At 43.1% G+C, this 12,108-nt stretch carries 10 protein-coding genes and 2 pseudogenes; 2 read left to right on the top strand and 10 right to left on the bottom strand.

Annotated features, from left to right (window positions below):
• The first annotated feature begins 880 nt into the window (after positions 1-880).
• Together KZ483_RS26030 and KZ483_RS26025 are read left to right on the top strand one after the other, a co-directional pair.
• Complete coding sequence (locus KZ483_RS26030; RefSeq protein WP_220350418.1) at positions 881-1,861, top strand: hypothetical protein; 981 nt, start codon at positions 881-883, stop codon at positions 1,859-1,861.
• Between the two features lie 170 nt (positions 1,862-2,031).
• Complete coding sequence (locus tag KZ483_RS26025) at positions 2,032-2,607, top strand: hypothetical protein (protein ID WP_220350417.1); 576 nt, start codon at positions 2,032-2,034, stop codon at positions 2,605-2,607.
• Between the two features lie 376 nt (positions 2,608-2,983).
• Here the strand turns inward: KZ483_RS26025 and KZ483_RS26020 are convergent, their stop codons facing one another.
• The 10 genes and pseudogenes from KZ483_RS26020 to istB all read right to left on the bottom strand — a co-directional run bounded on the left by KZ483_RS26020 (position 2,984) and on the right by istB (position 12,083).
• Entirely contained in the window at positions 2,984-4,027 is a 1,044-nt protein-coding gene (locus tag KZ483_RS26020; RefSeq protein WP_397376231.1) for an ATP-dependent nuclease, read from the bottom strand.
• Between the two features lie 101 nt (positions 4,028-4,128).
• Complete coding sequence (gene tnpC, locus KZ483_RS26015) at positions 4,129-5,682, bottom strand: IS66 family transposase (protein ID WP_220350416.1); 1,554 nt, start codon at positions 5,680-5,682, stop codon at positions 4,129-4,131.
• A 70-nt stretch (positions 5,683-5,752) separates the two neighbouring features.
• Positions 5,753-6,106 (bottom strand): IS66 family insertion sequence element accessory protein TnpB, encoded by a 354-nt coding sequence (gene tnpB, locus KZ483_RS26010; RefSeq protein ID WP_220350345.1) that lies wholly within the window; start codon positions 6,104-6,106, stop codon positions 5,753-5,755.
• Positions 6,100-6,441: an IS66 family insertion sequence element accessory protein TnpA gene (tnpA, locus tag KZ483_RS26005; protein WP_220350344.1), complete on the bottom strand. Its 342-nt coding sequence runs from the start codon at positions 6,439-6,441 to the stop codon at positions 6,100-6,102. Before tnpA ends, tnpB (KZ483_RS26010) begins: the two co-directional genes overlap by 7 nt.
• 1,601 nt (positions 6,442-8,042) lie before the next feature.
• Positions 8,043-8,534 carry a copper amine oxidase N-terminal domain-containing protein gene (locus KZ483_RS26000; RefSeq protein WP_220350415.1) on the bottom strand — a complete coding sequence of 164 codons (492 nt, stop codon included), beginning with the start codon at positions 8,532-8,534 and terminating at the stop codon, positions 8,043-8,045.
• A gap of 20 nt (positions 8,535-8,554) precedes the next feature.
• The gene (locus KZ483_RS25995; RefSeq protein ID WP_220350414.1) at positions 8,555-9,754 is read right to left on the bottom strand and encodes a hypothetical protein; all 1,200 of its coding nucleotides are present in this window, start codon (positions 9,752-9,754) and stop codon (positions 8,555-8,557) included.
• 310 nt (positions 9,755-10,064) lie between these two features.
• Positions 10,065-10,571: pseudogene (locus KZ483_RS25990) on the bottom strand (transposase); the annotation flags it as partial.
• Between the two features lie 60 nt (positions 10,572-10,631).
• Positions 10,632-10,754: pseudogene (gene tnpB / locus KZ483_RS29240) on the bottom strand (IS66 family insertion sequence element accessory protein TnpB); the annotation flags it as partial.
• A 17-nt stretch (positions 10,755-10,771) separates the two neighbouring features.
• The gene (locus KZ483_RS25975) at positions 10,772-10,912 is read right to left on the bottom strand and encodes a hypothetical protein (protein ID WP_220350412.1); all 141 of its coding nucleotides are present in this window, start codon (positions 10,910-10,912) and stop codon (positions 10,772-10,774) included.
• Positions 10,896-12,083, bottom strand: coding sequence for an IS21-like element helper ATPase IstB (istB, locus tag KZ483_RS25970; protein WP_397376230.1), 1,188 nt, complete (start codon positions 12,081-12,083; stop codon positions 10,896-10,898). Before istB ends, KZ483_RS25975 begins: the two co-directional genes overlap by 17 nt.
• Positions 12,084-12,108: the final 25 nt, after the last annotated feature.

Here is a 12,108-nt window from a genome sequence, read left to right as displayed (position 1 = left end):
GTTTATCGAAAATTCTGATTCGCTTGCATTATGGGGAATTTATTCAAAATTCGAAGGGTATAACTTTGAGATAAACCTAGAAGAGATTTTTCGTAAGCAACTTGCTGAGGAAAAAGTATACGCTAAAATTAATAATACTACAGGGCAAGAACAAAAGTGGTATCTTCAACTAGTAGACGACACTTTTTCATATTGTTCAGGTAATGTACAATATGACACAGATTACCAAAAAGAATTGATCTTCAAATTATTAAAAGCTCTAGATTTGTTAATACCAAAAGGAAATTCATTCCCCTTTTTTGATACATGGCTAGATGAGATACTTAATTCCATTTCGTACAACATTCAATTTTTTAAAAACAGTTCATTTTCTCAAGAAGAAGAATATCGCTTATTTTAACACTCAAAAAAAGACGGTACAGAAAATCGTTTGTAGAGTATCGTCCGCAGCACGGTGCATTCATCCCTTATATAACTCTTTTTTTCGAGGATAAATTACCCTTGCAAAGCATTACAATCGGACCAAGAAATAATATTGACATTGCAGAAAAAGGATTAAAAATGTTTTTATTGAATTTAGGGTATAAGGTTGGAAAACATCCAGGCCAAGTAAAGATAAAGAAGTCTGATATACCATTGAGATATTGAAATAACCTCCAAACAGTCTGGCTAAAAGGGGACCAGCCAACATTTTAGGAACGACAAGAGTGCATGTCCGCTAATGCTAAGCGATAAAACGGTCAAAATGCTGGCGCTATCCCTATAATAAACAGTGAAGAAGAACGATATTGAGCCCTCGGGTAAGATAGTTCAATATCGTTTTATCTCTTACAGTGGACGGGGGTTCTCTAAGCGAATCCCTTAGAACCTAACGAAAAGAGTGTCCATTATGGTGAAAAGCCTAACTATATTCGATCATTACTCTGAAAAAGAGAACAATGCGACCAAAGCCTTGATCGATTTACTTCGTCACTCGGAAACTCGTCTGACCCGCCTGTTCCTTTCTTCTTTATTGAAAATTTCCGAACTCGATCCCACTGGAGAGGACCGACATTATGACCTGCAGATTGGGCAGCAACTCCTTAGACCTCGGGGGTATGGATATGTGGTGGCCATCAGTGATGCCAAACGAGAATCGGTCGAAACACGAGTTTATACAGATCGGGGGAAGGATTCGATACCTGATGCACTGATTCAACTCAACAATGTAAGTCTCTTGATTGAAGCAAAGCTGGATGGTGCGAAAGTAGATCTTTCACAGATTAAAAACCACGAAGCTCGCTTTACAGAAGGCGAGATCATCCACGAACCAAAGTTTATCACCTGGCAGGAAATCCATTCATTCCTGAAGCAGATTCAAGATCGTTACCTTTATAACTGGAATGATGTGACTGCGTTCCTTCTAGGTCAGTACTTGTCTTATTGCGAGCATATGGGTTTTGTGTACGAAAAGGAAGAAAGTTTTATATTGGCCGACTTCATTAATCGCCCTAGTATACAAAGGGTGATAAAAGAGATCGACATCTACCTGAAGTCCCTGCCGGAAGTTTATTTCGAGGAAGACATTCGAGATTGTTTTGGATATAAACTGAGGCTGCCCAGCGGAAAGAAGACGCCGAAGTTTTTTTCGTCATCAAAATACAAAAAAGGGATCTACATCGCTCATTTGCTCGATAGCCAATCTGCGCTTGAATGGCAGGCTGAGATGGACTCTCGGTTTATTGGCAACCAAAAATATAACCACCGAAAAGCTCTAAGGGAAGTCCACATAAACATGGATTTGGTTGATGACATGTCGCAGATTAAGGATATTATTGATTTTGCTTATCAGGATCGAAGAAAGAAGTTAGCCATGAAATAACCACAGCTGCCGGCTCACAAGAGGTGACCGTAGTGTGAAGCAAAATATGCTGGATTTCGTGTCATTGAAACAGAATCCATTTATGTACTGCAGCGATCGTTCCACCTTTTGGATTATACTTCTTACATATTGATATTTCGAAAAAGAGCAGAAGTGGAGGAACCAAGTATATGTTTTTTTCTAAAAAGAAAGTTATAGAGAAAGCGATTGTAGAACCACAAATAACAGGCCTCGACCAAAAATTAGAAGCCATAATCCGCTATACACATATTTACTCGGGGTTTTATTATGGAACATTGAGTAAGCAGTTTCCAGCTTTTAAGGAAGTGGCTGACGATTACTCATTCGCTTTTATGGAGTTGTACACTGTATCAGCATTGGGCGTGGCTCTGCACTCTCCATCTATTTCAGAGAGTAACTTTTACGGAAATATTCTTAACGCAATAGAAAGACAATTACCCAATTACTTTGAGAATAGTGGGAATAATTTGTATAAAAATGTTATAGCCTGCATTGATTTTTATAAGAAATTTACGATTGACTTAATCACGAGTGGATACAATTTCTCTGATATTCCTGCGTATTGGTTGTTACATAATTTTAACGTTTACAAGGATTTTGAGAACGATTATGGACTAATAAGTGAACTTGGGAATGAACTGACGAACCACTACATCTACATATTTGAGGATTCATGGAAACCAAGAGAAATGAACCCATTGGATTTGTTAGAAAGTTATAGATAGGAACGGACACGAAATGGTCAAGCAGGCGATCGGCCGTTTTGAGGCGAAGGTCTATACGGTGGTTGCGGCGAGACGGTATGGATCCAGAAGAAAGCGAAGTCGGCACCACTATAGTGAACATACATTCGGTGTATAATGAGATCATACGTTCTCAATCGGAGGGATTGAAATGTCACTTGAAAACGTTATTGGCCGCATCGTTAGAATCGTGTACAACATTGACCAATGGTCGTAGCCGAATAAAATATAGCGGCAGTTTCAACATGAAGACTGCCGCCGCGAATCATAAGGATAATTAGTCAGTTTTAATAAACGGTTTCAGCAGATCTGAAATTTCCTTTAACTGTTCGGGATGGTTTTTTAGCAACCAATCGACTTAAAATGCACCGTTTTTTGGTTTACTGTATGTATAGTCTTCACTGACAAACTTCTTAATCATATCATCTAATACCTTACTGCCTTTAATGTCACTGGCTGGATCACTAATCAGCCCCTCTGGAAAGTATTTTTTATCAGTAATCATCTTCAAACAATGTTCAATAAATGCTTCGATTTGCTCAACAGCTACTTGCTGGTTAAAAACTTCTTTTAGGAAGAACTGAATAGCCTGTGGATGTAATAAATAATTTTCAAATTCACGTTTCATCAACAAAACAATACGTTCTTCGTTGTAGTGTTTCTTTAATGTATCGTATTTTCTTTCATCCCGGTCTATAAAAAATAAATGCGGGATAGGTTGAGTAGAGATACAACTAAAGAGTTCATCATAAACCCTGGCATTGGAAACCATTGCTTTTTCTATCTTAAACTCATCTCCAGTACCCTTTAGACTGACTAGACTGTAGTTGTATCCAACTTGTGGCATGCCGAAGTGTTCCAGTATTTTAGGCAGTTCATTACGTTCCGTTGGACCTTCAACAAATATAATCCTATCAGCAAATGCAAAGTCACTGTTATGGATCCCTAATTCTTCAACTATAGGGCCGACCTCTTGGATTTTAAAGTAATTTGATCTCCCTTCTTTATTTTTGACAAGGTAAATGTTTTTTTCACACGGGTAATTTACTAAAATATGCGAGTGTGATGTGAACACAAAATGATGATTACTTTGTAACGTAGATAAATCGTAAACTGATTTCTCAGCTGAGGGGTGTAGGTATGAATTCGGTTCATCAAATAGTATCACTTTGCTATCTTGTTCACTATGAATCAGGGTCAAAAGTATTAATACATGATAAAAACCACTGCCACATTCTTGAATCGGAATGGTTTGCTCCCTACCTTTAAACTTGATCTGTATGTTCGTAATCACAACAGAGTGGTTATCTATTGTTTCCGGTGATACCCGTTCAACCTCATTAAAAATAGAAGTGAAAGATTGAACAACTTTGTTAAATAACTCAAATTTATTCGTAAGCAGAGTAAGTAAATGTGTGTGCAGCTTTGCTGCAGTTATATCGTAAGCGTCCCATCACGTACAACTAGCTCCATCTCCATCTAAGACCAAAAGTTTTGCGATAACTATCCCATAACGCGACAAGTAATCGGAAGCATAGATGACCATGGCAAATAAGGCTCGAGCGCCTCTGGATTTTGTGAATCCGGAAGCTGCGGAAGCTGCTCGAACAGGTACTTTAAATATTGAAATGGAAGAAGTCCGTTTTCCTTCGCCGTCTCGATGACGCTGTAGATCGCCGCACTTGCCTTCGCGCCGCGAGGCGTATTCGCAAATAACCAGTTCTTTCTCCCGATTACGAATGGCTTGATCGAGCGCTCACTGCGATTATTATCGATCTCGAGCCGACCATCCTTCAGGAAGGCAGTCAATTTCTCCCACTGATTCAGGCTGTAAGCAATCGCTTTTCCAACCAGACTCTTCGGCAGTGTTTGAGAGCGCTGTTGCTTGAGCCATACCGAATAAGCCTCCAGGATCGGAAGGCTTCGCTTCTTTCGCTCGGCATATCGTTCTTCTGGCGAAGCATCCTTCAGCTCGCGTTCAATATTGAAGAGAGCATTGCAGTAAGCCAGTCCTTGACTAGCTACCGAATCCTTGTTACCTCTCGTCGCTGACGGGGCTGCTTTCAACGCTTCATCGTATTTACGCCGCGCATGTGCCCAGCACCCCACAAGAGTCACACAAGGAACCTTATGATAGCCCGCATAACCATCGACATGCAGGTAACCTTTGAACCCGGATAAGAAGATTTGTGGATGCTCGCCGCCACGTGTCTTCTGGTAATCGTAGATGACCGCCGGCGCTACACCGCGTCCGGTGCGATACAGCCACAAATACGAGGACGATTGAGCAGACTTCCCAGGTTCACGCAGCACCTGCAGTGTCGTCTCATCTGCATGAAGCACATCCTGCCTTAGCAGATAAGCTTTCATCACGGAGACCAATGGCATGAGCCATTTCTGTGCACCATAGATCATCCAATTCGCCATCGTCTGACGAGATAACGTGTATCCAAGACGCGCGAAATGCTGCTCTTGCCGGTATAACGGCAAGCTGTCGACGTATTTCTGGCTCATAACGTAAGCCATGCTCGACGGTGATGCCAAACTTCCCGGATAAACAGGTTTTGGCATCGCAGCTGTGACGATCGGGGTTTCAATATCTTCACGTTCACAATGACGGCAGGCATACACATTTCGCTCGTGACGGATGACCTTCACTTGTGGCGGTACAACGGCAATTTCATTGCGCGTCTCTGTACTCATCTCGTGAAGGAACCCACCGCAGCACGCACATACTTGCTCGCCTTCCTCCAGTGAATAGGTGATTGTTTCTACTGGAAGCTTGGAGAGATCCTCTGTTCGCTTGCCGGATGATTTGCGCCGCTCGTAGGTAATTTGTTCAGACCGCGGCTCTTCACCAGCAGGTGCTGCAATCATTTCGGCTTCGTTGAACAACGGGAGTTCTAATTGATCCGGATGCGTCTGCTCACTGGAAGCACCGAAACGCTTCTTCTGCGCTAAGCGGAACTGCTCTTCGTACCATTTGAGCTTGGCCGATAGTTCGATGATTTGTTGTTGTAGGGATTCGATGGTTGGCGTATCTGCATGTTTTTCCATACTTTACTCATTAGATAGAAAAAACCCAATCCCTGTAAGGGCCTATGACGAAATGATTACAAAGATGTGTCTAAATGACGGTAACGGCATTAACCTTGGGATGGGCTTGCCGCTGGCTAAGTGAAAGACCATCCAGCAGCCAGCGAAGCTCCCTGCTGGAAATGGCTACTACTTCTTCCTTGCCTGTAGGCCATTGAAATCTGCCACGTTCTAGGCGGCGATAGTAAAGCCAGAACCCATTGTGATCCCAATATAGAATTTTGAGCTTGTTGCATGCCCGGTTACAGAATACGAATAAGCCGGAGTAGAACGGATTCAGACCAAAGCTTTCCTGAACGATGGCAGCAAGTCCGTCGATCGACTTGCGCAGATCGGTGGAACCACAAGCAAGAAACACACGCTGATTGCTTGGAAAGGTCAGCATGGTGAAGTAAGCGCGTGAATCACTTCGCGCAAAAGCATGGGGTCAAAGCCGGAATGAAGCTCGATACTGGCTTCACCGATATGAAGGATTAGAGAAGGAGCAGGAGAAACGCTGCCAGGTGGATCTACAGTGGCAAGAGGTACAAACTGTACGGGAGAAGTCTTTGGATCTGGAGTAGCTGAGGATGATACACGCTTTATTTTGTACAGCCAATATTTCAATTGTTCGACAGAACAATGATTTGCGGAGCACCAAGCTTTCATCGTGAGGCCACTTGCCCGATAGGCTGCGATGCGTGTGTGCCAATCTTGTCTGCGTTGTTCTTTGGCATTCATGAGTTACCCTCCGTATTCAGGTTAATCTCATGATCTCATAGCTAGGTTAGTAGTTGAAGGTGTGGAGAGTTTGACGCTTACTTTTATATTAGCAAAAGAAATGGTAGTCAACAGAGCCGCCATTTCTTTTGTATAATTATTTTGCTCGCCACAGGTTATACTTATAGTATTCCAGTCGAAACAACGGGATGACCATATTGCAGAGGTATAAACCTGAATTTCGAAAACGTCGTTATTTTTGATTTGACAACCCACATCTCCAATTAATCCAATAATCACCATCAACTAACGGCATCTTACCTACAGTTCATGAGCTTTCGAAATTCAGGATAACAAACTTATCCAGGTGGGGGAGTACAATATGTCGTTGCATGAGTGCCCCGAGGAGCGTTTGATGCTCAAGGAAGAATCCTGTATTAAACGACATATGGGAGACTATATAAATTTAGAATTGTTTGGTCGTTCGCTGGCATGTCGGTAAGCGACTCACTTACGGGATTGCGCCAGGTCTTAATCTCACCTGCAAAAAGTCTTCTTGTATTCTCCCTATTTTTAAAACGTATTGAGCAGAACATCTCGAGGAGTTATTTGCTGCGGCAGATGTTTAGAGTTTCTTACAGTCTGTCGTATATAAATTTTATAATTGTATTGTTCAGATGGTTTAAGAGAAAAGAAATCATCTGTCATCGTTAGGACTAACTGACTTCGGTAGGAATAATTTGGGTTTCTGCAATATATGGTTCAAAGTTTTTACCGTGGTCACTGAAATGATCCTGAATCGAACGGACGATTGCTCTGTAAGCGTCAAACTCTTCCCACCTTCAACCACTAGGCTAGCTATGAGATCATGAGATTAGCCTGATTACGGAGGGTATCTCATGAATGCCAAAGAACAACAAAGACAAGATTGGCAGGCACGCATCGCAGCCTAGGACAAGTGGCCTCACGATGAAAGCTTGGTGCACTGCAAGTGGTGATAAGTTGGTGTTCATCCATTTATGCATATGCCCGGCTGCTTTCCCTAGCGTGAACATCTGGGAAGAATTCGCTTATCCAGCCTGGATATGCCTTCCTTGGCTAGCCCCAGTTATGGTGTATTCAACATCTCTTGCCGTCCAATAAGTACATTCGCCCTTATAGCACATTACAGGCTGGCAAGGAATCCCTGCAATGTGTATTTGATTTTGCAGCTTTAATGCTTGACGTGTCCTTCCATTGTTCGTTTATTCCGTATTTTATCGTGCACTTTAACAAAAAGCTCTCCTTGGTCGGACATCATAAGCCAACAAACGTTCCCATGGTTCCAATCTACTGGCACAGTTGAATCTACACGGATCCCAAACTTTATTTTCATAGATCACTAGAAGTAAGAAACCAGAAACGACCTGGATTTACAGGAAAAAACCAGCATAATTCCCAATAATAGGGAATAATGCTGGTTTTTTTGTTTCGTGCCTTTAGCTTCTCTGCCAAACCATGAGTTCTTCAGTGGGCTCGTTTACAGTACGGGAATCAACTCTTAAAAGAGTCTTAGCTCTTTTTTAAAGGGTCCTTGACTATGGGGTACAGATTAGACCTCTCGGTCGACAGGCATTTTTCATTTAGTAGGTGATTTTTCCTGTTACAGTAATTTCTTTCTTTTTACTGTCCCATTTAATCGTTTTTCCCAATGCAATTACAGCATCACGCAGTGGGAGTAGAATGTGACTATTTTTTGAAATTGTAGAATTTTTCATTGTGCTGTACTTCGAGGATTCTACGCCTTCTTTAACGGTGATCATTTGAATTTTTTTAGAGTTTTTATACCAGTAAATAGATTCGTCAGAATTACCTTCTTCTGAAAAATGAGTTATAAATCCCACCTTTTCTTTATCTTCATAGCCCCAGTCGTTTAATGCCCCCATCATATCGGTTAGCACATTAATATTGACATAAGCATGACCATTAATGAGTGTAAAATCTTTTTGTTGGTAGGATTCACCGTTAGCTGTTAAACGGGGGGAATCAGCTGCAAACGCGGTTGTAGTTAATAATGCCACTGCCGATATTACAACGACTAAAAGCGATGCTTTAAACACTACTTTTTTAAACATAATCTTCACCTCAATAAAAATTAATAAATTTTGTACGATTCCGATACAGGATTAGAGCCAGATTTAATATAATCAATACTTCCACCATGGCTCCACGTCTCATTACTTAATCCTGTAACTTCACTTGGGAAGACAGCAACAGTTCCATCATTCTTAAGAAACTTGAAATCAAACCACTTAGCATACGAGGTAAACGGAGTTTTAAATTTAGTAGTCGAGGTTGGCGAATTATTTATTGCAATTGAAACGACACGTTTAACCCTAACATTCGTAGTCGGTTGTCCTGTAACTGTTATATCATAAAATGTTGTTCCGCCGACTAAAAATCGAATTCTTAAAACTGACTCAGATGTTTTATAGTATACTTTATAACTTGAGATTACTTGTCCTGCTGTTTGTGGATGTCCAAAATCATAATAATAACCCCGAGTCGAGTTGGTGTGACCATCACCAGTGTTATCAGTATGACCCTGTTCTACTCTAAAGTATGGAAACCATCCTTTTCCTTGAGTACCCGAATAAGAATGGAATCCAGCCTCAACATAACTTCCAATACCTGTATACATAAGTGCAGACTCACCATCCCCCTGAGCTGTGGCTGCATCATATGAGGGGAGCATTACACTGGTTGCAAAAGTACCTGTATAAGCACTTGTATTTGCGGGAGTAGTTTGCCTGTTAAACGCCCCTGTTTCATATCCAGCCGGATTGTTAGAGTTAGTCAACAACACGAATGGTGTTACGGCTCTTTTGCTTGAGAATTGTTTAGACAATGTGAATAATGTAGGTAGTTTAGTCGCCGACATTGAAGTTGCAACAGAAGTGGATTCTACAGACGTTTCCGTTACATATTTTAGTCTATCTTCAACATTACCCTCAACAGAACTGATAGCTTCGCTAATTTTCCCTTCGGCATCCGCAACAACCTTTACAATTTCAATGTTTTTAAGAGATTCAACTTCATTAATCACATTATCTTTAACAGAATCACTTTTCAAATCATTAGTGAGTTCAATAGATGTCTGTGATAAGTCACCTGCAGATATTTCTGTGTTACCATTAAGCGTTAATACATCATTGATGGCTTCAAGTCTGATCTGCTCCAATTCGTTACTGACGTCACCTTGAACTAGGCTAGAGTCTGTTGCTGCAAAAGAAGTAAGAGGTACTGCCAACGATAGAGCCATTACTGTAATTGCCATGAAACCGATCTTTCTCACTTTCATTCCTCCATGTGTTGTTTGTTTCCAAATCGTTCCTTATTAAAATTATCAGAATTCAAATAAAAAGGAATGAACTAAAAGAACCAAGTTTATAAACTGGTACCCCTAGGTAAAGCAGATCGCGAAGCGTTATCGCAAAATCTCTGTTGAACATCACCCACCCCAAAACTGGAGAAGATGCTTCCTTTGTCAGAACACGACGTACTCGTAAGATAAAACCATTAGCTCTAATGTCGTCACTAGCATCAGAACAGTACTGTGTAGCATTATCGACGTAAGCGTCACATAACCTCGAACTAGTCCATTACTATCCCATAACGCGACAAGTGATCGGAAGCAAAGATGACCATGGCAAATAAGACTCGAGCGCTTCTGGATTTTGTGAATCTGGGAGCTGGGGAAGCTGCTCGAATAGGTACTTTAAATATTGAAACGGAAGAAGTCCGTTTTCCTTCGCCGTCTCGATGACGCTGTAGATCGCCGCACTTGCCTTTGAGCCGCGAGGCGTGTTCGCAAATAACCAGTTCTTTCTTCCGATCACGAACGGCTTGATCGAGCGTTCACTGCGCTTATTATTGATCTCGAGTCGGCCATCCTTCAGGAATGCGGTCAATTTCTCCCACTGATTCAGGCTGTAAGCAATCGCTTGTCCAAACAGACTCTTCGGCAGTATTTGAGAGCGCTGCTGCTTGAGCCACACTGAATAAGCCTCCAGGATCGGAAGGTTTCACTTCTTCCGTTCGGCATATCGTTCTTCTGGCGAATCATCCTTCAGCTCGCGCTCAATATTGAAGAGAGCAATGCAGTAAGCCAGTCTGAGTGAAAGTCCGTCCAGCAGCCAGCGAAGCTCCCTGCTGGAAATGGCCACTACTTCTTCCTTACCTGAAGGCCATTGAAATCTGCCACCTTCCAGGCGGCGATAGTAGAGTCAGAACCCAGTGTGATCCCAGTAAAGGATTTTGAGCTTGTTGCATGCCCGATTACAGAATACGAACAAGCCGGAGGAGAACGGATTCAGATCAAAGCTTTCTTGACCGATGCCGGTGTCAACTGCAAACGAAAATTACCCAAAATCGGCACTTGAATTTTCCCCATTAATTGCAAGGTGAACGCCCCCAAGGGGGCGGCGAAAATTGGTTCAGTTTGTTTTTTCATTTTCCGTATCAGGTCGAAAAAAGCCTGCCTTTTTCTTTTCTTTGATGCGGTAGCTCTCCCCCTTAATGTTAATCGTCGTGGAGTGGTGAAGCAGACGGTCGAGAATCGCTGTAGCTAAAACGGAGTCACCGAAAATCTCTCCCCAAGCACCGTAGGACTTGTTGGAGGTGAGAATGATGGAGCCGGTCTCATAGCGCTCGGCAATGATCTGAAAGAAAAAGTGCGCTGCCGTTTCGTCCATCTTGCGGTAGCCGATCTCGTCGATGATCAGCAGATTTGGCTTGATGAGCGCCTTCATCTTTTGTGTAATCGTGTTGCTCAGATGCGCTTGCTGCAGCGTCTGTACCAGATCGTGTGCGGTGGTGAAATACACCGTGTATCGCCGTTTAATGGCTTCTAGTGCAAGTGCCACGGCTAAGTGCGTTTTACCCACGCCGGGTGGCCCCAAAAAGATCAGATTCTCTTGGTGCTCCACAAAGCGAAGCGTTGCCAGATCCCGGATTCGCCGTTCTTCGACCGATGGTTGGAACCCGAATTCAAACTGATCAAGCGTTTTGTGGTACGGCAAGTGAGCCATTCGGGTTTTCATGCGAATAAAGCGGTCATGCTTGGCAGAGAGCTCCTCCTGCAGCAGCCCATCAAGAAACTCCAGATACGTTCGGTTCTGGGCAGCGGCCTCTTCGGCATGTTGGTGCAAAATATCGGGAATCCGGCTCCATCCGAGATGCTCGAAAGCCTCCTGCAAGCGTTCGGTCACGACCATCATTGAATCACCGGCCTCATCCAGAAACTGCTCGTAGACCGACAGGTCGCGTTGAGCGACGTCAGGCAACGCTTGCTGCACGAGGTGCGGCAGTGGGAGCTGCATGGGTTTGCCGCCTGCTGCACGGATGCCTTCGGTATGCTTCCTATCGAAGATGACCTCGCGATGTCCGGCGGCTTTGTTGTGTTCGGCGATGAGCTTGTTCTGTGCGAAGATTCGGATACGTCCGTTACGTTCATCCTGGACCTCCACCACTTGACCCACATACCGCCAAGGCACCGAATAGCGGTTGGCCGCGTAGGAGATGAGCGCGTCAGCGGCTACCTTGCGGGGGTGCCGCTCCGCTTCATCGAAGAGTACGAGATTAAAGCTTTTCAGGCCCTCCTGCAGCAGGCGCTGCTGCGGCACTTCATGGGTGGTGCCATGGATACGA

The organism is Paenibacillus sp. sptzw28, assembly GCF_019550795.1.
Lineage (GTDB): Bacteria > Bacillota > Bacilli > Paenibacillales > Paenibacillaceae > Paenibacillus_Z.
The sequence above is the reverse complement of the archived record's forward strand: the minus strand, read 5'-3'. Positions and strand labels throughout refer to the sequence as shown.

What these genes read in the sequence shown, in the direction of transcription:
- tnpB (WP_220350345.1), bottom strand. Translation starts at nt 6,106, where the DNA reads ATGCTGACCTTTCCAAGCAATCAGCGTGTGTTTCTTGCTTGTGGTTCC.
- KZ483_RS26000 (WP_220350415.1), bottom strand. Translation starts at nt 8,534, where the DNA reads ATGTTTAAAAAAGTAGTGTTTAAAGCATCGCTTTTAGTCGTTGTAATA.
- tnpC (WP_220350416.1), bottom strand. Translation starts at nt 5,682, where the DNA reads ATGGAAAAACATGCAGATACGCCAACCATCGAATCCCTACAACAACAA.
- KZ483_RS25975 (WP_220350412.1), bottom strand. Translation starts at nt 10,912, where the DNA reads ATGAAAAAACAAACTGAACCAATTTTCGCCGCCCCCTTGGGGGCGTTC.
- tnpA (WP_220350344.1), bottom strand. Translation starts at nt 6,441, where the DNA reads ATGAATGCCAAAGAACAACGCAGACAAGATTGGCACACACGCATCGCA.
- KZ483_RS26025 (WP_220350417.1), top strand. Translation starts at nt 2,032, where the DNA reads ATGTTTTTTTCTAAAAAGAAAGTTATAGAGAAAGCGATTGTAGAACCA.